Annotated in this window: 26 protein-coding genes; 16 read left to right on the forward strand and 10 right to left on the reverse strand. The window is 46.1% G+C overall.

What is annotated here, in order from left to right; translation table 11 throughout:
* Positions 1–9 precede the first annotated feature (9 nt).
* Positions 10–891: an L-ribulose-5-phosphate 3-epimerase gene (locus AC5O63_RS04720; RefSeq protein WP_494504092.1), complete on the forward strand. Its 882-nt coding sequence runs from the start codon at positions 10–12 to the stop codon at positions 889–891.
* A 199-nt stretch (positions 892–1090) separates the two neighbouring features.
* Positions 1091–1513 (forward strand): hypothetical protein, encoded by a 423-nt coding sequence (locus AC5O63_RS04725; RefSeq protein WP_004746289.1) that lies wholly within the window; start codon positions 1091–1093, stop codon positions 1511–1513.
* Between the two features lie 47 nt (positions 1514–1560).
* On the opposite strand, the gene AC5O63_RS04730 is transcribed toward AC5O63_RS04725, so the two are convergent.
* On the reverse strand, positions 1561–1938 hold the full coding sequence (locus AC5O63_RS04730) for a hypothetical protein (protein ID WP_494504093.1): 378 nt from the start codon (positions 1936–1938) through the stop codon (positions 1561–1563).
* A gap of 9 nt (positions 1939–1947) precedes the next feature.
* Positions 1948–2253 (reverse strand): monooxygenase, encoded by a 306-nt coding sequence (locus AC5O63_RS04735; RefSeq protein WP_171380939.1) that lies wholly within the window; start codon positions 2251–2253, stop codon positions 1948–1950.
* Positions 2254–2384: 131 nt separating this feature from the next.
* Between AC5O63_RS04735 and AC5O63_RS04740 the strand changes: the two genes are divergently transcribed.
* The 3 genes from AC5O63_RS04740 (at position 2385) to AC5O63_RS04750 (ending at position 4537) form a co-directional block, all read left to right on the forward strand.
* Positions 2385–3281 (forward strand): LysR family transcriptional regulator, encoded by an 897-nt coding sequence (locus tag AC5O63_RS04740; RefSeq protein WP_494504572.1) that lies wholly within the window; start codon positions 2385–2387, stop codon positions 3279–3281.
* A 162-nt stretch (positions 3282–3443) separates the two neighbouring features.
* The gene (locus AC5O63_RS04745) at positions 3444–4004 is read left to right on the forward strand and encodes a sugar O-acetyltransferase (protein WP_494504094.1); all 561 of its coding nucleotides are present in this window, start codon (positions 3444–3446) and stop codon (positions 4002–4004) included.
* A 113-nt stretch (positions 4005–4117) separates the two neighbouring features.
* Positions 4118–4537, forward strand: coding sequence for a VOC family protein (locus tag AC5O63_RS04750; protein ID WP_494504095.1), 420 nt, complete (start codon positions 4118–4120; stop codon positions 4535–4537).
* A gap of 51 nt (positions 4538–4588) precedes the next feature.
* Here AC5O63_RS04750 and cysS read toward each other — a convergent pair whose 3' ends face one another.
* Complete coding sequence (cysS, locus tag AC5O63_RS04755; protein WP_494504096.1) at positions 4589–5959, reverse strand: cysteine--tRNA ligase; 1371 nt, start codon at positions 5957–5959, stop codon at positions 4589–4591.
* Between the two features lie 289 nt (positions 5960–6248).
* Between cysS and AC5O63_RS04760 the strand changes: the two genes are divergently transcribed.
* The gene (locus AC5O63_RS04760; RefSeq protein ID WP_004749376.1) at positions 6249–6521 is read left to right on the forward strand and encodes a DUF134 domain-containing protein; all 273 of its coding nucleotides are present in this window, start codon (positions 6249–6251) and stop codon (positions 6519–6521) included.
* Between the two features lie 7 nt (positions 6522–6528).
* On the opposite strand, the gene nqrM is transcribed toward AC5O63_RS04760, so the two are convergent.
* The 3 genes from nqrM to AC5O63_RS04775 form a co-directional block, all read right to left on the reverse strand.
* Positions 6529–6723 (reverse strand): (Na+)-NQR maturation NqrM, encoded by a 195-nt coding sequence (nqrM, locus tag AC5O63_RS04765; protein ID WP_494504097.1) that lies wholly within the window; start codon positions 6721–6723, stop codon positions 6529–6531.
* Positions 6720–7145 carry a NifB/NifX family molybdenum-iron cluster-binding protein gene (locus tag AC5O63_RS04770; protein ID WP_494504098.1) on the reverse strand — a complete coding sequence of 142 codons (426 nt, stop codon included), beginning with the start codon at positions 7143–7145 and terminating at the stop codon, positions 6720–6722. Before AC5O63_RS04770 ends, nqrM begins: the two co-directional genes overlap by 4 nt.
* A gap of 229 nt (positions 7146–7374) precedes the next feature.
* On the reverse strand, positions 7375–7866 hold the full coding sequence (locus AC5O63_RS04775) for a MarR family winged helix-turn-helix transcriptional regulator (protein WP_038197476.1): 492 nt from the start codon (positions 7864–7866) through the stop codon (positions 7375–7377).
* 123 nt (positions 7867–7989) lie between these two features.
* On the opposite strand from AC5O63_RS04775, the gene AC5O63_RS04780 reads away from it, so the two are divergent.
* From AC5O63_RS04780 to AC5O63_RS04790, 3 genes are all read left to right on the forward strand, one after another.
* Positions 7990–8904: an EamA family transporter gene (locus AC5O63_RS04780; protein WP_494504099.1), complete on the forward strand. Its 915-nt coding sequence runs from the start codon at positions 7990–7992 to the stop codon at positions 8902–8904.
* A gap of 1 nt (position 8905) precedes the next feature.
* Entirely contained in the window at positions 8906–9499 is a 594-nt protein-coding gene (locus AC5O63_RS04785) for an NADPH-dependent FMN reductase (RefSeq protein WP_494504100.1), read from the forward strand.
* A 150-nt stretch (positions 9500–9649) separates the two neighbouring features.
* The gene (locus AC5O63_RS04790; RefSeq protein ID WP_494504101.1) at positions 9650–10981 is read left to right on the forward strand and encodes an MFS transporter; all 1332 of its coding nucleotides are present in this window, start codon (positions 9650–9652) and stop codon (positions 10979–10981) included.
* Between the two features lie 27 nt (positions 10982–11008).
* Here the strand turns inward: AC5O63_RS04790 and AC5O63_RS04795 are convergent, their stop codons facing one another.
* Together AC5O63_RS04795 and AC5O63_RS04800 are read right to left on the reverse strand one after the other, a co-directional pair.
* Positions 11009–11566, reverse strand: coding sequence for an SOS response-associated peptidase (locus tag AC5O63_RS04795; protein WP_494504102.1), 558 nt, complete (start codon positions 11564–11566; stop codon positions 11009–11011).
* 114 nt (positions 11567–11680) lie between these two features.
* A complete protein-coding gene (locus AC5O63_RS04800; RefSeq protein WP_494504103.1) occupies positions 11681–12577 on the reverse strand; it encodes a DMT family transporter in 897 nt (298 codons plus the stop codon).
* 119 nt (positions 12578–12696) lie between these two features.
* Between AC5O63_RS04800 and AC5O63_RS04805 the strand changes: the two genes are divergently transcribed.
* Positions 12697–13179, forward strand: coding sequence for a MarR family winged helix-turn-helix transcriptional regulator (locus AC5O63_RS04805; RefSeq protein ID WP_171320329.1), 483 nt, complete (start codon positions 12697–12699; stop codon positions 13177–13179).
* A gap of 82 nt (positions 13180–13261) precedes the next feature.
* Here the strand turns inward: AC5O63_RS04805 and AC5O63_RS04810 are convergent, their stop codons facing one another.
* Positions 13262–13699 (reverse strand): GlcG/HbpS family heme-binding protein, encoded by a 438-nt coding sequence (locus tag AC5O63_RS04810; RefSeq protein ID WP_004747389.1) that lies wholly within the window; start codon positions 13697–13699, stop codon positions 13262–13264.
* A 56-nt stretch (positions 13700–13755) separates the two neighbouring features.
* Positions 13756–15384, reverse strand: a complete 1629-nt coding sequence (gene aceB, locus AC5O63_RS04815) for a malate synthase A (protein ID WP_367937405.1) — start codon at positions 15382–15384, stop codon at positions 13756–13758.
* 313 nt (positions 15385–15697) lie between these two features.
* Here aceB and gcl point away from each other — a divergent pair, with 313 nt between their 5' ends.
* The 6 genes from gcl (at position 15698) to AC5O63_RS04845 (ending at position 23279) form a co-directional block, all read left to right on the forward strand.
* A complete protein-coding gene (gene gcl, locus AC5O63_RS04820) occupies positions 15698–17473 on the forward strand; it encodes a glyoxylate carboligase (RefSeq protein WP_494504104.1) in 1776 nt (591 codons plus the stop codon).
* Positions 17474–17491: 18 nt separating this feature from the next.
* Positions 17492–18268, forward strand: coding sequence for a hydroxypyruvate isomerase (gene hyi / locus AC5O63_RS04825; RefSeq protein WP_494504105.1), 777 nt, complete (start codon positions 17492–17494; stop codon positions 18266–18268).
* A 50-nt stretch (positions 18269–18318) separates the two neighbouring features.
* Entirely contained in the window at positions 18319–19215 is an 897-nt protein-coding gene (locus AC5O63_RS04830; RefSeq protein WP_004747383.1) for a 2-hydroxy-3-oxopropionate reductase, read from the forward strand.
* A gap of 371 nt (positions 19216–19586) precedes the next feature.
* On the forward strand, positions 19587–20729 hold the full coding sequence (locus tag AC5O63_RS04835) for a sugar diacid recognition domain-containing protein (RefSeq protein ID WP_038197483.1): 1143 nt from the start codon (positions 19587–19589) through the stop codon (positions 20727–20729).
* A 138-nt stretch (positions 20730–20867) separates the two neighbouring features.
* Positions 20868–22133 carry a GntP family permease gene (locus AC5O63_RS04840; protein WP_004412799.1) on the forward strand — a complete coding sequence of 422 codons (1266 nt, stop codon included), beginning with the start codon at positions 20868–20870 and terminating at the stop codon, positions 22131–22133.
* A gap of 9 nt (positions 22134–22142) precedes the next feature.
* Positions 22143–23279 (forward strand): glycerate kinase, encoded by a 1137-nt coding sequence (locus AC5O63_RS04845; protein ID WP_494504106.1) that lies wholly within the window; start codon positions 22143–22145, stop codon positions 23277–23279.
* Positions 23280–23309 lie beyond the last annotated feature (30 nt).

Genomic DNA, 23309 nt, shown 5'->3' on the forward strand with positions numbered 1-23309 from the left:
GAGTCGTCTATGTATCAAAATCTTCAACGCCACCGAGTCGGTTTGTATGAAAAGGCCCTACCTAACGAGCTAAGTTGGGAAGAAAAGCTTAAAACGACCAAAGAGCTAGGATTCGATTTTTTAGAGATCTCTGTGGATGAATCTGACGAACGTCGCAGCCGCTTAGATTGGGATGATGAAACCATTTATGCTCTGCGTCACCAGTGCGAACGTTATGGGGTTCCTCTTCAATCGATGTGTTTAAGCGCTCATCGCAAATACCCGTTCGGCTCAGCTGATCCTGAAACTCGCGAGCAAGCCTTACTGCATATGGAGAAAGCGATCTCATTGGCATACAAACTAGGCGTGCGTACGATTCAGCTAGCAGGCTATGATGTCTATTATGAGCCAGCCAATCACGCGACTCACCAGCGGTTTATTCAAGGAATGAAACAGTCAGCGAAGCTAGCTGAAAGAGCCGGTGTCATGCTTGCTGTCGAGATTATGGATACCGACTACCTGAATTCATTAAGTAAATTTGAGGTATTAAGCCGAGAGGTCGATTCTCCTTATTTTACGGCTTACCCTGACGTTGGCAACATCTCTGGTTGGAACTACGATATCGTAACTGAGCTGAAATTGAGTAAACCACACATCACTCAAATTCACCTTAAGGACACCTATCGAGTGACTTCAGATTATAAAGGGCAATTTCGCGATTTGGTTATCGGCGAAGGCGAGGTCGATTTCAACTCGATATTCGATACCCTCAAGAAGACAGAATGCGTCGTCCCTTTGGTCATTGAAATGTGGGCTCAGGATGATAATTGGAAACAGAATATTGTCACTGCTCAGCGTCGGCTAAATCAAGCTTGTGATCATGTTGGCTTGCCAAAGCTATTTGCAGCTTAGCATTGAATAGAGGTGCCTAGCACAAGGGCATCATGCTCCGGCGCTCAATCAGAGCGCCCTTCATCCCCTTTATGGGATAGTGCAGTGCAAGCCCCCCGTATTGCACTGCGCATTTTCAATCGAATGCATAAGATTTGACTTCAAGTCTGAGTTGGAGCACAGTTGCGCTGACTTTCCTATCTATAAGCTGCATACAAGAATGAAACTGCTTCACTTACAACTGTTTTGGTACGAAAAACACCACACTCTACTGGAGATGGAAGATCTACCAAGCTTAACTCCTACCCAAGAACAAGAGCTAAAAGAGTGGGTGAAACAGCGCCGAAAAATTCTAAGTTATGAAGTCCACCAACAGACTTGGGTAAAAGTAAATGTTGATGGCTTTGCCTCACAGATTAGGCTCAACCCAAACGGTACTTTGTCGGAGAAAGATCTCTTCAGTGACAAGTCGCTTCAGGGCTTGTGGAAAGTGATGGAAGGCTTCTTGTTTATAAAAGTCATAAGTGGTGAGTTTATTGTTGAGTATCAAATCGTTGGCAGTAACCTAGAAAACATTCACTGCGGAATCGAATACATCAACGGTAAAGTTAGCACTTACAGTAAGTTTATCGTGACGAAATAGGACAACTTTGGGCGTAGCTTTTAGACCATGCCCAAAGTGCACTGTTTTCAATTCTTTTGGGCACTCAACTGCCAATAGCTCAATAGTGACAACAGAGCGAAGAAGGCCGGATCGCTCCAACCGAAGCCGACAAAGATCCCTGTCAATCCAGCATAGCCAGTTATTACGACACCGAGAAGATTGGTGACAAGCAGAGCTTTGAGTAGCTGTTGCATTGTCTCCTTGTGCTCTATTTTTCTTAAAAACAGGCTTACTGCCGCTACGCCTCCGAGAAAGATACTTGTGTGTTGTGACAGGAAGTAAGCGTACTTATCGTTAATCTCAACGCCATACATTGGCCACATCATGGTTGGCAGAAAAAACAGTGCGAATGCAAACACAGTGTAGATGCTGCCGTGTAAGGTTAAAAACAGTCTGTTCGTCATAGCGGTTCCTTACAGACCTACTGGCCCACGATTGATTTCAGTCAGTGGCTGATTGATGTCAAAAATAACGCCACGTACTTCTGCTACGCCCATTTCTTTCAGCCTAGCAGCATGCATGTCTAGGTAATTTTGTGCGCTGACCTCATCTTGGAAAAGATAGATACCACCACCTAGCTTTTCAGATTCGCTTTCCGTCCAGATTTTCCAGATCATGCCAGGCTCTTGATTAATTGACTCCGCTAGACCAACTAATGCTTTAGACATCTCTGCGCCCATAGGGCCATGATATTCAAAATCGACTTGTAGTAGTTTCATTTTAGTTTCTCCGATTGTTGTCTGTTGTGAACGCGTGTTTCCGTTCGATGGAGATATTGTTGTCTATATAAATTGAACAGAAAAGTTCATAATGTTGTGTATAAATGTCTAAAAAATTGACAGGTCATGCGATGAGACTGAAAAGTACCCTTGAGCAATGGGTTACGCTGAAAGAAGTGGATCGGGCGGGCAGTATTCAAGCCGCGGCTTCGGCTTTAAACAAAAGCCATACAACCTTGATTTACTCGATCAAAAAGCTTGAAGATCAACTGGGCGTTGAGCTGGTGGAGGTTAAGGGCAGACGTGCCACAGTCACAGAGCATGGCCGTTCACTGCTTAGAAGAGCGAGCAGTATGCTTGAACAGGCAAGAGAGTTGGAAGACTTAAGCCAACAAATCTCAGCGGGTGTCGAGTCAGAGATTACAGTCGCGATGGATCACCTATGCGACCCGAGCCTGCTCTATCAACCGATGGCAGAGTATCTTAGTCAAAACAGTACCACCTCGATTCAAGTAGTAGAGACGTCTTTATCTAAAACGGCAGAAATGGTGACCAGCGAGCAAGCGGATATTGCGATTATTACTTTGCCGGTGACCAATTACCCGGCTCAAGCTTTTTCGATGACGAGTATGTTGCCCGTTGTCTCAAGTAAGCACCCACTCGCAAGTCAAAGTCAGGTTTGTATGGCGGATTTTGCCACTCATTGCCAAGTTGTCATTCGCGATCTGGGGGCTACTCAGCTTGAGAACAAAGAGCAAAATGTCGGTTGGTTAAAAGCGAATCAGCGGATAACCGTCGACAATTTTGATCATGCATTTCGAGCGGTGGAGCAAGGTGTCGGTTTTTGCCGCTTGCCAGAGCACATCATCAAGTTAAGAAACACCGGCCAGCTTAAGGTGCTTAAAGTCGAGCACAATGAAAAGTATCAAGTCCCGCTGCATATTACCCTTCCTAAGGGAGCGAAAACTGGCCCAGCCGCCCAATGTTTCTACGAGTTGTTATTATCAAAAGCGAATCACAACAAGTGAAAACATAACAGTGAGTAATTACTTACAACCATTTGTTTACGTCGGTATGACGCAAAAAGTGACCTACCACACGCTGCGTTAAGTTAGTAATTTAATCTTTTTATAAGCTGACATTGGTATGCGATATTTCGATGGTAATTTTAAGATTGACTGATAAGTGATATGAGAAGCGAAAAAGAGAAAATGCTCGCTGGCGAGCCATATGATGCGTGGGACAAAGAGCTCTACAACGAACGAATTGAATGTCGTAAAGTTCTGCAAAACCTCAACAATAGTATTCCAGATACCGAAGAGTGGCGCAGCGCGATTGATACTCTAATCCCTGATTCTAAAGACGCTTACCTAGAACCTCCATTTCGATGTGACTATGGTTCGAACATAAAACTCGGCAAAAACTTCTACGCTAATTTCAACTGCGTGGTGTTGGATGTGGCTGAAGTTCATATCGGTGATAACGTCCTCTTTGCCCCTAACGTACAAATCTATACAGCAGGTCACCCGCTCGACGTAAAAGGTCGTGTTGAAGAGGGCGTCGAGTTTGGTACACCGATTACTATTGGCAACAATGTTTGGCTTGGCGGTGGCGTGATAGTCTGCCCTGGCGTCACTATCGGTGAAAACAGCGTGGTTGGAGCGGGGAGTGTCGTGACCAAAGACATTCCAGCTAACGTTGTCGCAGCAGGTAACCCGTGTCGAGTGATTAAACCTATCGAACAATCCTGAGTATTGATGCCTGAAAACCTTCACCAATAAAAATCTAAAAAAGTTCTTTACCTCAACCTTGGTTGAGGTTTTAGCATGCTTCTTGTTGACTAGGAATTGATAAGGAGAAAGCAATGATTCAACTAGAGCATGTGAATTTAGTGGTTAAGGACATCCCTGAGATGTTGAAGTTCTATAAAGCGGCATTTCCACATTGGTCGGTGCGAGATGAAGGACAAGGAGAGTGGAGTGGCAAGCCGAGAAACTGGCTACATTTCGGCGATGAGTACCAATATATTGCAATGAGTGACCACGGTGAAGGAAACAATCGAGAACTGGCAGGCCATCAGGTAGGACTAGCCCACTTTGCCTATGTCACCAATAACATTGATGCGGTGATCGGCCGATTGGTTGAAGCGGGTTATCCTATCGCTAAGCCGGGCGCTGAAGAACCTTACCGTAAAAATGTCTACTTCGTTGATCCCGCAGGATTTGAGATTGAGTTTGTTGAATACCTAACCGACGATCCAAAACTGCGTAACTTATCGAGTTAAAGATCTAGAGCGCAGAAAGCAATTGAGCCTTTCTGCGCGTCAGTGATGTTATTACAGCGGAGTAAATTCGAACTTGTCGCCTTTATCGGCAACATGGTATCCAAGTGCTGTGATTTGTTCTCGGATCTTATCGGCATCCGCAAAGCGTTTTTGTTGCTTCAGTACCAGCCTCTCTTCGGCAAGCTTTATGACCTCGTCGGGTACTACAACCTCTTCAATATGGTCAATATTCAGGCCGAATATCTTATCGAAAAACAACACAGTAGCTTTTATATCTTGGCTAGGGTAGGCGCTGTCTAATACATCCCATAACAAAGCGAGAGCCTTTGGCATATTTAGATCTTGATTGATGAGCTGGATAAAACGCAGCTTATATTCCTCTATCAACTGCCCGTTATCTGCTAGCTTAGCCACCTTGTTTCTCAGTCGTTTTAGTGCTGTTTGCGCTCCTTGTAAACTCTCCCAAGTAAAGCTTAGATGGCTTCTATAGTGACTCGTTAATGTTAGGTAGCGATAGGCTAAGGGCTCAAATCCGCGCTCGAGTAACGCTTCTAGGCGCAAAGAAGTGCCAGATTTAGAAATTTTCTCTTTGTTAAGTTGTAGAAAAAAACCGTGAAGCCAATAGTTTGCTTGTATGCGTCCGTTTTTTGCTTGGCACTGCGCGATCTCGTTAGTGTGATGGATAGGAATATGATCCTCGCCGCCGACATGAATGTCGAATTGCTCTCCTAGGTATTTTTCCGCCATTGCGGAACACTCGATGTGCCAGCCAGGAAATCCAACACCCCAAGGGCTAGGCCATTCCATTTGCCTTGCCTGCTCGCCAGAAAGTTTCCACAATGCGAAGTCTGTCGCCAGTTTTTTATCAGCCATGTTGACCCTAATTCCGGCCTCTAAACCTGATGTATCCAAACGTGCGAGTCGACCATATTCAGTTAATTTACTGGTGTCAAAATAGACTCCATCACGGGTCTGGTAGGTGAAGCCTTTCTCTTCAAGTTCAGTGATGAAGTCTATTTGCTCTTGGATATGCTCTGTTGCTCGGCAGATGGTGGTTGGGGTCAAGATATTGAGCTGCTTTAAGTCCGTTAGGAAAGCTTGCTCAAAATATTTCGCTATTTCCCAGGCAGACTTATTTTGTTTTCTAGCGCCTTTCTCCATTTTGTCTTCGCCAGTGTCGGCATCTGAAGTCAGATGGCCAACGTCTGTGATATTCATAACGTGATTTACTTGATACCCATTGAGTGACAACACGCGTCTTAAGGTATCGACAAAAAGGTAGGTACGTAAGTTACCCGCGTGAGCGTAGTCATATACGGTTGGACCACAAGCATAAAGGCCTACGGTATTGCTATCAATGGACTTAAATGGTCTTTGTTCACGAGCCATAGTGTCAAATAACGAAAGGGTCGCTGAGGTCATAGATTGTTCCTTCAAATACAAAAAGGCCGCGGATGAGAACATCAGCGGCCTGTGATTAGGTATAGATTTTTGCTAACTAATAGCTACACGAAAGCCGCCGTATATCGAAGCGATTACAGTAGCAACAAACTGGAGAGGTGTAGCTAAACAAATATGTCATGCTTTTACCCTAAAGAAGAGGTGTGATAAATGCAACCTTTGGATTCACATGGTTTCGAATTGGTTAGGTTGTTACAATTACAGGCTAAGCAACTTTGAAGCATCATTGAATTGGTGTTGGAACTTGATCATGGCCCGTCCTAAGAAACATCGTCACATTTGCACTCATGCAGCTCATGCTTTTTACAAACCCAATGGTGTGACTATGGATGAGTTGCAGATTGTTGAGCTGTTGCCGGATGAATTAGAAGCACTGAAACTTGCCGATCAAGAAGGACTGAATCAGATTGATGCCGCTGTGCAAATGCAGGTGTCGCGCCAAACGTTTGGAAACATCATCAAACGCGCTAGGCAAAAGGTTGCTAGTAGCATCATCCAAGGTCATGCCCTAAAACTTCAATAGGCTTGAGCTACTCAGGCTCTTTGATTTGATAAAGCGAGCGCTTTGTCCCTTCACACGCATCTTTGCAGTCGCACTCCCTAGTGATGTTTAGTTTCGATAAACCACCGCAACTGCCTTGAATTGGTCGGCGAGAGAACATCACCCCGATCGCCATTAAGGCTATAAAGCAAACGAAAATAAGTACTGTAAGTAGTAACGTCATCGTCTAATCCTCCGGATTGAGCGCCAGTTTGGTTGCGACCGTGCGAAAGCGAGAGTAGCGTTGTTTTTGCCGCAAGCTTTTTTCTTTGGTGATATTCGACCGTAATCCAAACTCTCTACTGCAATCAGCTCGGAAAAATTGATGTTGTGCACATCTTGCTTCGCTTTTGTGGCTAACACTTTAACTTTAGATTGAAACAGCCCTTTGAGCATATTTTGGCCAATGTTTCTCACTACAACAATGTCTACTTTGTAACCAGCGATAACTTGTTGCCACTTTTTCTTGGCACTACAACAAGATTCATCCTTAGAGATAGAGAGGTACTGTGTTTGCCGCGTGATGGAATCAATGATGGCGATTTGCTGGCAGCGAGAGAAGTGATTACTTACCACGTTGTTAATACAAGGAATTGCGTAGATCATGCTAGCTCCAAAATTGGTTGAAATTTAGAGCACTATAACGACTTATTGTTGGCATATGCCAATAATAAAGTTGGTTTCTTAGTTATCGTATTTCGAGAACAACTAATGTTTACATACAGTTTCGGCAAACAAGAACCGCTTTTCAGTGGGTTCATGTTATTGATTAAATAGAAAATGAATGTCTTCTATGTTTCTGCTGTGAGTTCGTCGGAAATCGATTTTGGGGTAGCTATTGTTTACCTTCAGATAGCAGTACTTTGCGTAGTAGATTGGCAAGTTGATCTTGTTCATCTGGGTTTAGAGCGCTAAGCATATTGTTCATATTGTCGACGTGATCGTTCAGGGCGTTATCGACAAGTTCAATGCCTTTATTGGTTAGAATCACCTTACAGCTGCGTCTGTCATGTTCACTGAAAACTCTCTCCACAAGTTCTTGCTTAACCAAATGTTCTATCCGAGTGCTCACTGCCCCAGAAGACAGCATAAGAGTTTTATATAACTCTGTTGGGGTAATGCCATGGGCATCGCTACGGCGCATTGTTGCTAAGATGTCGAACTCAATGCTGCTTAGTCCATGTTGCTTAAACACGCTGTCCATCTTCGACTTCCACAGATTGCTTGTGCGACGCAAGCGGCCAACAACTCCCATCGACGAGCAGTTTAAATCGGGTCTTGCTTGTTTCCATTGAGCCAAAATTAAATCGACACTATCTGATGGCATTTTTATCTCTCATCTAAATATCTTTTTAAAAAGATACTTGATTAAAAGTTAAGTTGCCATTACTTTATAAAAAGTATCTTTTGCGAAAGATACTTTTTATAAAGGTTATATGGAGAGACTCTAGTGAAGGATTTGCATCAGATTAAAACCATAGTATTGACGGCATTCGCCCCTATCGTATGGGGAAGTACTTACATAGTGACGACAGAGTTACTGCCAGCGGAAAGCCCTTTGCTCGCTGCAACGATTAGAGCCCTACCGGCAGGTTTGTTGCTCGTATTGTTTGGTAAAACGCTACCCAGCTCAGTGTGGCTTGCTCGACTTGGGGTACTCGGCTTTTTGAACATTGGGCTGTTCTTTTATTGCCTATTTTTTGCAGCGACCTACTTACCGGGTGGTATGGCCGCTATGGTGATGTCTATTCAACCTGTTGTCGTGATATTGCTGAGTTGGTGGTTACTCAGTGTAAAGGTGTCTGCAATACAGCTAATCGCCTCAGTAGTGGGCATCTTTGGAATCGCTTTACTGGTCCTAAATAGTACCGCGAAGTTAGATTTAGTCGGTCTCATTGTCGCGAATGTTGGAACATTAAGCATGGCGAGTGGGGTCGTTTTGACTAAAAAATGGGGCAAACCTACAGGTATGTCTGTGCTGAATTTTACGGGTTGGCAGCTCCTGTTTGGTGGATTAATGCTGCTCCCAGTTGCTATATGGTTTGAGGGGGTACCTCATCAACTAACGCTAATGAACGCTCTGGGTTACTTATACCTGAGTGTTATCGGAGCCGTAGTTGGGTATTTTCTGTGGTTTAGAGGCATTGATCAGCTGCCTACCACTACGGTCTCATTTCTCGGTTTTTTAAGCAGTGTCTCTGCTTGTATCTTGGGTTATATCGTTCTCGACCAGCATTTGTCGGTATTTCAGTTGTTTGGAGCATTACTGGTTTTAGTCTCTATTGTACTTGCAAGCCATCGCTCTTCAGGCAAATCGACTCTATCTAATCAAACTCCAACCGTTCGATCACTAGAAGGAAACTAATATGAATCTTACTATCGTATCTGGCAGCCAGCGTGACAATTCGCAGAGCTTAAACGTCGCTCGCTATTTAGAATCATTATCTGAAAAGCACTTTGAAACTATCAATATCTTGGATTTACATCAGCTTAATTTGCCGCTCTGGAATGAAGGTGTTTGGCAGCAATCCGAAGAGTGGCAGCAATGGCCCCCTATTGCAGAAATGTTAAGGCAATCTGATGCTGTGATTCTTATCTCGCCTGAGTGGCATGGAATGGCGACACCTGCAATTAAGAATTTCTTGCTGTTAACAACTGATGAAGAGCTAGCGCACAAGCCTGTATTGCTAGTGAGTGTTTCTGCCAGTGTGAATGGTGTCTATCCGATAAGTGAATTACGTATGACTGGCAGCAAAAACAACCATGCCTGTTTTTTGCCTGATCATCTGATGTTTCGCAATATCGAAACGCTGATGACCCAAAATCACCAACTACACGATGATGAGATGCACCAACGTAGTCAATATACCTTGTCATTGCTTGCCCACTATGCTCAAGCGCTTGCTCCTATTCATCGCGATATGGTGACTATCGGAAAACCATTCCGTTACGGAATGTAGCTGTTTTACAGTGTAAAAGCTTAAGTCGGGAGGTTGTCTAATAATGGAATCTGTTTATCGCTTGATTTGGTCAACTTAGTAAAGATTCTAGAGTCCTATTAAAAAAGGGTATATACATAATCTTATGTTATTCAATCTGCTGAGTATTTAATGACTCTCAAACAAATCCTTCAAATCCGCAATGTTCGCTGCTTCTTAATGTTTCGAAGCAGCTACTTTGCGCGCTTTTACTATCCAGTCTTCACTTTACTCTACTTAGACTATGGTTTGACCCTTTCTCAGTTTGCCATGCTCAATGTAGTTTGGGCGGCAACCATCGTTCTAGCAGAAGTACCATCGGGTGCATTTGCCGATACTCTAGGGCGTAAAAAGCTGGTGGTGCTGTCCTCAATTGTCATGTTTATAGAAATCGCCATGATCGCCTTTGTTCCGACTGGCAACCCCACCTTAGTATTCATGGTATTTTTGGTAAACCGGGTCTTGAGCGGTTTGGCTATGGCATTAGCCAGTGGTGCCGATGAAGCACTGGCTTATGACACGCTTAAAGAGCAAGGCAAAGAAGATCTCTGGCCGCGAGTGTTGCAGATTCAGTTACGTATCGCTTCAAGTGTCGGCATAGTTGTGACCTTGGTGGGTGCTGCTATGTACGATGTTAACTTTATGACTCATGTTTATCATCTACTGGGGCTCTCAGCGCCAGAAACGACTCAGGATATAATGCGTATCCCTGTTTATGCGACCTTGTTTGTAGCTCTTATCGCCATGTACGCTGCATTTAGCATGAGAGAAGAGAAGACATCATTGCCAAGTGACAGCGGTAAGTTGGCAACGACCATGGCAAGTCTTAAGCTCACCCTGAACACGGGTAAGTGGGTGATCTCCACACCCTATGTTCTGTTTATTCTGCTTTATTACAGCCTGTTTGAGCACACTTCACGGATGTTTTTAACCATGAACAGCCAGTACTATCGAGCGATCGATATCCCCATCATCTACTTTGGGTTGATTGGCGCAGGGATAAGCTTGCTGCAAATTGTGTTAGCTGGGCAAAGTCGAAAGTTGGCGGAAAGCATCGCTCCGAGAAGGTTTATTGCCATCATGGGCATCGCGACGATGGCGACTTATTACTGGATTAGCTTAGGTTGGTCTATTTACGGGGTGATTCCGGCGTTGCTATTAATCTTCATCATCATGACGATGAATATCTTTATTAGTTACCACCTCAACAAAAACACCGAATCACACAACCGAGCCACAGTACTGAGCTTTAAAGGGCTAATGTTTAACCTCGGCTATGGGATGATTGGTATTTTGTACGCTTACTATTACAAATTGCTGTCTAAAAACTATAGCCAAGAGCAGATAGAGCAACACATCGACTTTATTGCGTCTCTTTCTTCATTCTTCTACTACTTTACGTTTTTGTTTGTTGCTATCAGTCTGTTTTTCTACGTGAAAGACAAGCAAAAGCCGATTTTCTAAGTCCTGTTAACCTGTTAACCTGTTGGGCTAGCTTATTCTTAATGTTTGATTGTATTCAACATTCAATAAAGAGTGAGCTTGCTCTACGGTTCCTGTAACCCAGTTAGGAACATGGTTTGCGTCAATCAGTAGCGGCATGCGGTGATGATATTGAGCGCATTGCGGATTGGGTTTCGTGGTGAGTGTGACCACTTTTGAGTTGTTTTCAAGTGTGATAGCTGCCATGTACAGAGCTCCTTTGTTTGGCTGCTCAAATAGATATTTCACTTTTCGTCCTTGTTCCTCACGCCACTCATACCAGCCACTGCATGGGACAATCACTCGACTGAACTGAAACGAACTGGCAAAGGTGGGTTTCTGTGAAACAGTTTCTGCTTGGGCGTTAATGATAACTCGCTTTGCCCAGTCAGGCTTAATGCCCCAAGCGAGGTTGCGCTGCTGTAGCTTGCTGCCATCACTGGCTAAACAAGCCACCTTCTCTGTCGGACGCAAATCGTTGTTGCTATGAGTATAAAAATTTAAGCCAAGCTGTTCACAGACGATATTACACAAGGGATCGTCGATGACATTGAGTCTTCCGCACATTGCTTCCACCTTTCTTAAATGAGCTTAGTCAGTATAGCAATCACGCGGGAACCGTTTTAAAAAGTAAAAAGCCGCGCTTAGTGGCGCGGCTATTTGAGCAATAATTTGTGCCTATTAGCTTTGGCACTCAGCAGGTGATGGCCTGTTTTGTCTTATGGCGAGTATCGCTTGAGGTAACAAAGACATCACAATCATGCCGATCATCAAGCTGTACTGGAATGGGGTAAAGGATTCACCGAGCAAGATAAGTCCAGACACGATCCCCGCGATCGGATTGGCTATACCCCCAAAGGTAAAGTCGACCACAGACATACGTTGCAATAGCCACACATACATGCCGTACCCTAGTGCCGTGTTAAGCCCGACAACCCATAACAAACCAGACAGATTGGTCATTGAGAAGTTATCGAAAATCGCGGCGTATTTTGCTGGTTCCATCGCCCCTTGAACACCTGCGGCGATAGACAGAATCAAACCACCGAGGATGAGCTGCCAGGTTAAGACTGTCCACCAGTGCATACGGTTTCCGAGTGATTTAGTGATCGAGCTGCCAACCACAATACACATGATCGCTGCGAGCATAGCCCCCAAACCAATCGGATTTAGGCTAATTGAACTTGGGTCAAACAGCATCCAGGCGAGCACGATCAAGGTGGCACCACATACCGACTGAATCAAGCCTGGGCGATGTTTGTTGATCAACCAGTTGTAGAGCATCGCAAATACAGGCACTGAAATCATGCCAACACCAGAAATGGCAGAAGGCAACGTCAGCGCCATGACAAAGATTAGCCCGAAGAAGGTCGCAATATTGATCAAACCTAAGCTAAACAAAATCTGCCAGTCGCCTTTTTTCGGCAGGCTTGGCTTAAATGCCAACAACAGAAGTCCGGCTGGCAGTGCACGGATCGCACCCAGTAATAGGGGAGGCCAGTCCGCAAGTGTGTATTGCGTGACGGCATAAGTGGTTCCCCAAAAGAACGCCGGAATCATGGCAAGTAATATATTCATAACAACTATCTTTACGTTAAGATACTTTTGTGAGGAATGTACGCCTAAAAACGCTGTTTGTAAAGTATCTTTATGTTAAGATATTCAAAACAGCATTTTGTTACTGGAGACAAATATTCATGGACGCTATTGATAGAGTAGTAGACCAGTGGGCTAAGGAAAAGCCAGAGCTAGAAACTGAACCTATGGCGATAATGGGTCGATTGATGCGTATTGCCAAGTATATGGAGACAGAAGTGGCTCAGCTACATAAGCGCTATGACTTGAAACTTGGGGAGTTCGACGTGTTGGCGACTTTGCGTCGTAGTGGTAAACCTTTTCGCCTTACCCCTTCAGAGCTGATTGATTCTATGATGCTGACATCTGGCGCGATGACGAACCGATTAGATAAGCTTGAGTCTAAAGGTTTGATCAGCCGCGAGCACAGTAAAGAAGACCGCCGCAGCGTGACGGTTGAGCTGAGCCAAGATGGTTATGTGCTGATCGACAAAATTATTGAAGAGCACGCCGCAGTACAGGAAAAGTTGGTTAAAGGCATTAATGCTAATCAGAAGAAACAGATGAACACCATCTTGAAAGGTTGGCTCACTCAATACGAGTAATCTCCTCGAAAAGACGAAATAGAAAAACGCCCTCATTTGCGTGTGCAACTGAGGGCGTTTTGTTTTGCTTTGTTAGTCAGCGCTAAGAGACGGCGTCATCACAATAAAGCTGGGCGTGATCAATTCCCCCGAGTGCGCAGCTTTCATCGATATCAGAGAGATCACCACTGACCCCGACTGCACCAAGAATGTTTTTCTCGGCATCGCGAATGAGCAATCCGCCTGGGACGGGAACCATATTACCGTGTGCGAGAACATTAACAGCGGAGATAAATGCAGGTCGATTGTCGGCATCCTGAGCGAGCTTTCGCGAAGAACACCCGAGCGCTAGTGCGCCCCAAGCTTTAGCAATCGCGATATCTGGTCGCATCATACTAGAACCATCTTGGCGTTGTAGAGAGATGAGTTTCCCTCCACTGTCGAGAACGGCGACCGTGAGCGGTGCGCTTTTGCTCTTTGAACCTGCCTGAAAGGTACCGTCAATGACGGAGAGTGCTTGATCTAGAGTTAAACTTCCCATGTTATCTCCTGTTAATGTTCTACCGCCCTAGCTCGAATAGACGAACTAGGTTGGTATTACGCAGCCCCGTTAAGAAGCTGATAGCTTGGTAAGGTCAGGAAGGTGGCGAACTCTTTCGCTGTTGACAGCTCGAAGAAAAGGTCAGCGGTTTGTTCAAAGCGGCCAGCTGCGAATCGAGCATCGCCCACTTCCTGTTTGATAGTGTTGAGCTCTTGATACAGCCATTGGTGGAAAAGCTCTTTAGTAAAGGTTTGCCCATCATCAAGTTCGACTGAGTGATGAATCCATTGCCAGATATTTGCGCGCGAGATCTCTGCGGTTGCGGCATCTTCCATTAAGCCATAGATCGGCACGCAGCCATGGCCTTGAATCCAAGCCTCGATGTAATAAAGCGCAATACGGATATTCTTGCGAACACCTGCTTCATCGCGTGTCCCTTCACACGGTTTTAGCAGCAGATCTGCGCCAATTTCATGTGTTGGGCTGACAAAATCGAGTTGGTTTGGCTTTCCGCCAAGATTCTTATCGAATACAGACATTGCCAAATCGACGAGCGCCGGGTGTGCAACCCAAGTTCCGTCGTGGCCATTGCGAGATTCACGTTCTTTATCCTCGATCACTTTGGCGGTCACTCGCTCCATCTCTGCAGGATCTTTGGCTGGGATGAAAGCTGACATACCGCCCATTGCCAAGGCGCCACGCTGATGACAAGTACGTACTAACAGTTGGCTGTAGGCATTAAGGAATTCTTTATCCATCCCAACCACGTGTCGGTCTGGAAGAATGCGGTCGGTGTGGTTTTTGAGGGTCTTGATGTAACTGAAGATGTAATCCCAGCGGCCGCAGTTCATTGCGACGATATGGTCACGCATGGCGTAAAGCATTTCGTCCATTTGGAATACGGCAGGTAGCGTTTCAATAAGAACGGTCGCACGAATCGTGCCTCGCTCGACACCAAAGTAATCTTCGGTGAAGGAGAAAACGTCATCCCACCATTGTGATTCTTCCATGCTTTCTAGCTTAGGAATGTAGTAGTAAACCCCAAGTCCTTGCTCTGCTCGTGATAGGTAGTTGTGGTAGAAGTAGAGCGCGAAATCCATCAAGCAACCAGGAATGGGTTTATCGTCAAATTGGATCGATTGCTCCGGCAGGTGCAGGCCTCGCGGACGGGCAATCAGTAGGGCTGGGTCATCACTGAGCTGATAATGTTTGTTTTTTGCTTCATCGTGATAACTGATCGTGCGGGCATTGGCATCGCGCAAGTTGATCTGCCCTTGAACCATGTTCTCCCAAGTAGGGGAAGAGGCGTCTTCAAAACAACACATAAAGACCTTAGCACCTGAATTCAGTGCGTTGATCACCATTTTGCGATCAATCGGGCCGGTTATTTCTACTCGACGGTCTAACAGTTCAGGTGGCGGAGTGGCGACTTTCCAGCTCTTGTTATCACGAATAGATTGTGTATCCGCACGGAAATTTGGTAGTTCGCCAGCATCAAAGCGCTTTTGTTGCTCTTCGCGAGCAGCGAGTAGCGCATCTCGACGTGGAGCAAACTTCTTAACTAGCTTGGTTAAGAATGAGAGCGCTTCTTTGTTAAGGATGGTTTGGTATTCAGGGTTGTCCATGTTACCGACTACGCGCAGACAGGCGGTTTCTTCTCTTTCTGCTACATCGTTCAGACTCATTGTTCGTCTCCTTTAAACAATATCGAATGATTTTGTGTACAAAAATCATGTTGCACGAATACTTATATTTCAATTCATGTAAACAATCAAAGGGTATTTAACATTTATTTTTCATTTACTCTGTTGGAAAAATATTTTTATGTAAAGATATTTTATATAAAGCAATGATTTCTAGGGTTTTCGGGGTTAGTGTTCGCTTCGAGCAATGGCTCTATGTTGAAAAAATGTTGCATTTAGGGGTTGCCAAATTCTGAATATGATTCATAGTACACAAAGTATCTTTGAATTGTATACAATCGAAATGGAGGTTCGCATGGCAAAGATGAAGGCAATTGAGGCGGCGGTAGAAGTACTTAAAAAGGAAGGTGTAGATATTGCCTTCGGTGTTCCTGGCGCAGCGATTAACCCAATGTACGCGGCAATGAAAAAGCTCGGTGGTATTGATCACGTACTTGCTCGCCATGTGGAAGGTGCTTCGCATATGGCAGAAGGTTATACGCGTACCAATCAAGGTAACATTGGTGTGTGTATCGGCACATCGGGTCCAGCAGGCACAGATATGATCACCGGATTGTATTCTGCATCAGCGGACTCAATTCCAATCCTTTGTATTACAGGGCAAGCGCCACGAGCTCGCCTGCATAAAGAAGATTTCCAAGCAGTAGATATCGAATCTATTGCCAAACCCGTCACTAAGTGGGCGACAACCGTACTAGAGCCAGCACAGGTGCCACGTGCATTCCAGCAGGCGTTTCATCTAATGCGCTCAGGCAGACCTGGCCCGGTACTGATTGACTTACCATTAGATGTTCAGCTGACGGAAATCGAGTTCGATATTGATACTTATGAACCGTTAGAGGCATACCAACCAAAAGCAACACGTGCTCAGGTAGAAAAAGCCATCGAAATGATGTGTGAGTCTGCTAACCCAGTGATCGTTTCTGGTGGTGGTGTTATTAATGCGGGAGCTGAAACGTTGCTGCAACAATTCGCCGAAATTACAGGTGTTCCAGTGATTCCAACTCTGATGGGTTGGGGCTCCATCGCAGACGACCATGAACTGATGGCAGGTATGGTTGGTCTGCAAACGGCACATCGTTACGGCAACGCAACTCTGCTTGAGTCTGATTTTGTGTTTGGTATCGGTAACCGATTTGCTAACCGCCACACCGGGTCTTTGGATGTGTATACCAAAGGGCGTAAGTTCGTTCACGTTGATATAGAGCCGACTCAAATTGGGCGTGTGTTCTGTCCGGATCTTGGCATTGTTTCTGATGCCAAAGCAGCACTTGAACTGCTGGTGGAAGTGGCGCGTGAATGGCGTGACGCAGGTAAATTACCAAACCGCAGCGCGTGGGTTGGCGAATGTCAGCAGCGTAAAGCGACGATGTTACGTAAAACTCACTATACCGACGCACCGATTAAACCAATGCGTGTTTATGAAGAGATGAATAAAGCGTTTGGTCGTGATACTTGTTATGTCAGCACGATTGGTCTTTCTCAAATTGCGGCAGCGCAGTTCCTACACGTGTATAAGCCACGTCATTGGATTAACTGTGGTCAAGCTGGCCCGCTGGGTTGGACGACACCTGCCGCTCTTGGTGTACGTGCCGCGGATCCTAATCGCGATATTGTTGCTATCTCCGGTGACTACGACTTCCAATTCATGATTGAAGAGCTGGCCGTTGGCGCGCAGTTTAACCTGCCATATATCCATGTTTTGGTAAACAACTCTTACCTTGGTCTGATTCGCCAAGCGCAGCGTCAGTTCGACATTGATTATTGTGTTCAGTTGGCGTTTGAGAACCAGAACGCACCAGAGCTCAAAGGCTACGGTGTTGACCATGTGACGGTTGTTGAAGGCTTAGGTTGTAAAGCGATTCGAGTGACTGACCCAGAGCAGATGCAAGAGGCGTTTGCTCAAGCGAAAGAGTTAATGAACAAGCACAAGGTGCCTGTTGTGGTTGAAGTGATTCTAGAGCGTGTAACCAACATTGCGATGGGCGTCGAGATTGACTCAATCAATGAGTTCGAAGCCTTGGCAGAAAGCGCTGACGACGCACCAACGGCGTTAATCAATAACAGCTAACAGAATAAGGAAATCAAAATGGCAAAGTTTGCAGCAAATTTATCCATGTTGTTTACCGAATTGGACTTCGAAGATCGCTTTGAGGCCGCAGCAAAGGCGGGTTTTAGTGGCGTAGAATATTTATTTCCTTACGCCTTAGGAGCCGCTCAAATCAAGGAGAAATTGGATGAAAACCAACTTACCCAAGTGCTGTTCAACCTTCCTGCCGGCGATTGGGAGGCGGGCGAGCGCGGTATCGCGGTGGACCCAAACCGAATTGAAGAGTTCCAAGCAGGCGTCGCCAAGGCCATTGAATACGCCAAAGTATTGGGTAATACCCAAATCAACTGCCTCGCAGGGATCGTTCCACAAGGGGTAAGCCAACATGATGCGCACGCGGCGTTTGTTATCAACCTACGTTATGCCGCGCAGGCTCTAAAAGAGGCTGGCATTCGCTTAGTGATTGAAGCCATCAATACGCGTGACATCCCGGGATTCTTCCTCAACACCACTGAGCAGGCGAAAGCGGTGATTAAAGAAGTGGGTAGTGACAACCTGTTCATTCAGTACGACATCTACCACATGCAAATCATGGAAGGGGACCTAGCGCCAACCATGAGTGCCAACATCGACCAAATTGCCCATGTGCAGTTAGCCGACAACCCAGGCAGACATGAACCGGGTACTGGGGAGATTAACTACCCATTCGTCTTGAAACATCTTGATGAGCTTGGTTATCAAGGGTGGGTTGGCTGCGAGTACAAGCCGAAAACCACCACCACTGAAGGCTTAGATTGGATCAACCTATACCGCTAAGTGCGGTCTGTGCCCGCCAAAGGGTGGGCTAACGTTACGGAGAACAGAATATGAAAATTGCATTTATTGGTACAGGTATTATGGGCCGCCCAATGGCAGCGAACTTGCAAAAAGCCGGTTATGACATTGTGCTATCTGATCACTTTAACCCAGCGCCAAAAGACTTGGTGGATGCAGGAGCTCAAGTTGTTAACTCTGCGCAAGCAGCCGCTGAAGCAGCAGACGTTATTATCCTTATGGTGCCGAATACACCACAAGTGGAAGATGTGCTATTTGGCGAGAAAGGTGTTGAAGCAGGCCTGAATGCGGGGGGTGCTGAAGGTAAGCTTGTGATCGACATGAGCTCAATCTCACCAATGGCAACCAAAGCGATTGCTGCGCGCATCAATGAAAGTGGTGCACAGTACCTAGACGCACCAGTGTCTGGTGGAGAAGTCGGTGCGGTTAACGCTACGCTAAGCATCATGGTAGGCGGCGCGCAAGAAGCGTTTGATAAAGCTCGCCCTCTGTTTGAGGTGATGGGTAAAAACATCACCCTAGTCGGTGAAAACGGTGCCGGTCAAACTTGTAAGGTCGCCAACCAGATTATTGTGGCACTTAACATTGAAGCGGTTTCTGAAGCGCTTGTGTTTGCTTCAAAAGCGGGCGCTGATCCAGCACGTGTGCGCCAAGCGCTGCTCGGTGGGTTTGCAAGCTCTAAGATTTTAGAAGTCCACGGCGAGCGTATGATTGAAGGCACGTTTGATCCTGGCTTCAGAATCTCGTTGCACCAGAAGGACTTAGATCTAGCGCTAACGGGTGCCAAAGAGCTAGAAGTTGCACTGCCTAATACGCAAAACGCACAAGAGTTGTTTGAAGAGTGTGCGGCTCAAGGCGGACAGGACTGGGACCACTCAGCGCTGATTAAAGCGATTGAGAAGCGCTCAGGACATTCGATTCGAGATTAGGGTCTACTGCCTCTAGTTTCCGTCTGGGATAGCAAGGATTCCTCTCCCTCGCTATCCCATACCAATCATGACAAGCAATTGGTGGTGATTGGTATCTATATATCAATCTTGCTGACTAGCCGTTGTGGGGGAAATCAGTCGGGTTGATATTACTTAAATCGCGTAGTTTTTCGTCTCCTTTTGTACGCGTTCCCGTTGTAAGGCAACAGGTAGAGGCTCGTTCGGGCCTCGTCTTAGCAGGCACCTCGCGTGCTTACATCGGGATTTTTTCTTGGTTACTCAGCTGCAGGCACTGTTGGCGCAATAAAAGCGCGGGGGAGTTGTGCTATGTTAGCCCTAGGAAGAGTAAGGCTTCGAGTACGAGTAAAGAGATGCAGTTAAATACGTTAATCGCGAGACAAATCGTTGAGCGCGCGACAAAAATTATCCAGTTTCCTGTCAATGTGATGGATGAGAACGGGATAATTATCGGCTCAAGCGATCCAGCGCGATTGCACCGAACCCATGAAGGCGCCTTATTGGCGATACATGACAACCGAACAGTTGAAATTAATCATACGGTTGCCAGTACTCTGATTGGTGTAAAAGAAGGGATTAACTTGCCTATTTTGCATCAAGATAGTGTGATTGGTGTAGTCGGTATTTCAGGGCAGCCTGAAGAGGTCAGACGCTATGGCGAACTGGTTAAGATGACCGCTGAACTCATCGTTGAGCAAGCTGATTTAATGGCTCAGATTCAGTGGAATAAACGTCATAGAGAAGAGCTACTGCTGCAGCTAATACAGGGTTCTACCTTAAATGAAACCCAGCTGCTATCGATAGCAGAACGATTAGATTTGGATTTAGCTCAGCCAAGGATCGCTGCAACAGTTAAGGTGATACCTAAGCAAGGTCAACCTTTGACGTTAGAGCAGTTGCAGAAGCTGGTGCACCTGTTGGAGTACCCAGAGCGAGACAACATTGTAGGTATTGTGTCTGTCTCTCAAAACGAAGTTGTCGTGCTCAAGCCAGTGACCTTAGTCGACAATACATGGAGTAAAGCTGAAGAGAAAAAGCGGGTTAAACGCCTGCTTAAGCGGATCGCTCAAGAGGCGGACTTTACGGTCAAAATCGCCATGGGAGAGTATTTCCCCGGCCTTACCGGGTTATCTCGCTCTTATGAAACGGCCAAGGCGACCCTAGCTTGTAGCGATGAAAGCAAAGATGCGATCTTATTTTATCAAGAGCACAAGCTGTCGGTTCTGATTGATAATTTGAAGCAAGATGAGTGGCGTCGCAATCAGATAAGTCACCCGATTGAAGTTTTGCAGCAACACGATAGTAAAGATGTTCTGGTTAAGACGTTAAAGGAATTTTTTGCTCAGGATTGCGATCTGGCTCAAACCTGTGCAGCTCTCCATATTCACCGCAATACACTGCGTTACCGAATAGAAAAGATTGAAGAAGTTACAAGTTTAAAAATCAATAAGTTAGACCATAAAGTTCAACTGTATTTAGCCCTAAAATGTGTGTGATCATTTGAAGGTTTTTGTCATTTTGCACAAAAACGTTCGTTTCAGATAATAATAAATCTGTCATTTTGCATAAAGAATTTATTTGTCTCTGCTCTTACTCTTCAGGCAGTTCACAAAATAATCGGAAATAACAACAAAATGATAGAAGTCACTACCCTTGGTGCGTTGACCGCTTTGGTCGTCGCCATCGCCCTTATTTTGAAAAAAGTGCCGCCTGCATACGGCATGATTATTGGTGCCTTAATTGGTGGTGTGGTCGGTGGTGTATCACTAACTGACACAGTTTCACTGATGATTGGTGGTGCGCAAGGTATCGTTACTGCGGTACTCCGTATTCTTGCCGCTGGTGTACTAGCGGGTGTCTTGATTGAGTCGGGTGCGGCAACGTCGATTGCCGAAACCATAGTGAAAAAAGTGGGTGAAACACGCGCGCTTCTTGCACTCGCTATCGCGACGATGATTTTGACTGCGGTTGGTGTGTTTGTCGATGTAGCTGTTATTACGGTGGCACCAATTGCACTCGCGATTGCACGCCGCGCTGATATCTCTAAGACCGCAATTTTGCTCGCCATGGTGGGCGGCGGTAAAGCGGGTAATGTGATGTCACCAAACCCGAACGCGATTGCAGCAGCCGATGCGTTTAATGTTCCACTGACATCGGTGATGGCGGCAGGTGTGATTCCTGGTTTGTGCGGTTTAGTATTGGCTTACTTCATCGCGAAAAAGCTTGTAAACAAAGGCTCTAAAGTGGATGCGTGTGAAGTGGTAGAAGTAGATCACTCGCGCCTACCCGCTTTTAAGGCAGCGATTGTTGCACCATTGGTTGCGATTGCACTGCTGTCACTGCGCCCGATAGCTGGTATTAACGTTGACCCATTAATTGCGCTTCCTTTAGGTGGCCTTATCGGCGCTGTAGTCATGGGACGCTTTGCAGATACCAATCACTTCGCTGTTGCAGGCCTTAGCCGTATGGCACCAGTCGCGGTGATGTTGCTTGGTACAGGTACATTGGCGGGCATTATCGCTAACTCTGGCCTTAAAGATGGATTGATTGATGTATTAACGGCATCTGGATTGCCTTCATTCTTACTGGCACCAATTTCAGGTGCAATGATGGCACTGGCAACAGCGTCAACAACGGCGGGTACGGCAGTCGCTTCAAGTGTGTTTAGCGGCACAATTTTAGAACTCGGAGTGCCAGCTTTAGCAGGTGCTGCAATGATTCATTCGGGAGCGACAGTTCTTGATCACATGCCTCATGGCAGCTTCTTCCATGCGACGGGTGGTGCGGTGCACATGGATATTCGCGAACGTCTGAAGTTGATTCCATACGAGTCTGCGGTAGGTCTAATGATCGCCTTCGTCTCGACCATGATGTTCGGTGTGTTTGGTTTATTTGTTTAAGGAATGAAAATGAAGATTGTAATTGCTCCTGATTCGTACAAAGAAAGTTTAACTGCTATGGAAGTGGCGACTGCGATTGAAAACGGCTTTAAAAAAGTAATGCCAGACGCAGAGTTTGTTAAGTTGCCAATGGCTGATGGCGGTGAAGGTACCGTGCAGTCATTAGTTGATGCAACGGGTGGTCGCATTGTAACGGCAACGGTGACAGGACCGTTAGGTCAGCCTGTTGAAGGTTTCTATGGCTTGTTGGGCGATGGCTCTACAGCCGTGATTGAGATGGCCGCGGCATCGGGTTTACACCTTGTTGAACCAGCGAAGCGTAATCCACTGTTAACGACGACCTATGGGACTGGCGAACTGATTAAAGCAGCACTTGATGCTGGGGTGAAACATATCATTGTAGGCATTGGTGGCAGTGCGACCAATGATGGTGGTATTGGTATGGCCCAAGCGTTAGGGGCTCGCTTGCAAGACGAACAAGGCGCTGATCTAGCTTATGGGGGCGGAGCGCTTGAGAAGCTTGCTAGCATTGATTTGTCTGGTCTAGATAGCCGCCTAGCTGATGTTAAGTTAGAGGTGGCGTGTGATGTTGATAATCCACTGTGTGGCCCGAAAGGCGCATCTCATATCTTTGGCCCGCAAAAAGGCGCAACGCCTGAAATGGTAGAGCAGCTAGACAGTAACCTAACTCACTACGCTGAGGTGATTCGCCAAACTAACGGTAAAGAAGTGATAGATCAAGCTGGCGCAGGTGCTGCGGGTGGCCTTGGAGCGGCTCTACTTGGTCTGTTTGATGCGAGCCTACGCCCAGGTATCAGCATTGTCATGGATGCAGTCAATCTGGCCGAAGTGGTAAAAGATGCGGATTTAGTGATTACTGGTGAAGGTCGTATCGATAGCCAAACCATTCATGGCAAAACACCAATCGGTGTCGCTCGCACTGCCAAACAGTACGACTTGCCTGTGATTGGTATTGCGGGAAGTATCGCGCAAGATTGCCACGTTGTGCATGAACACGGCATTGATGCCGTCTACAGCGTAGTGCTGGGAGCAACCGATCTGCCGACTGCGCTTAAAGAAGCGGCATTCAATGTCGAGATGACCTCACGTAACGTTGCCGCTGCACTGGCAATGACGCTAAAATAACTTCCCTTTACACTGTAAACGGCCGCTAGT

The organism is Vibrio sp. SCP2, assembly GCF_059295395.1.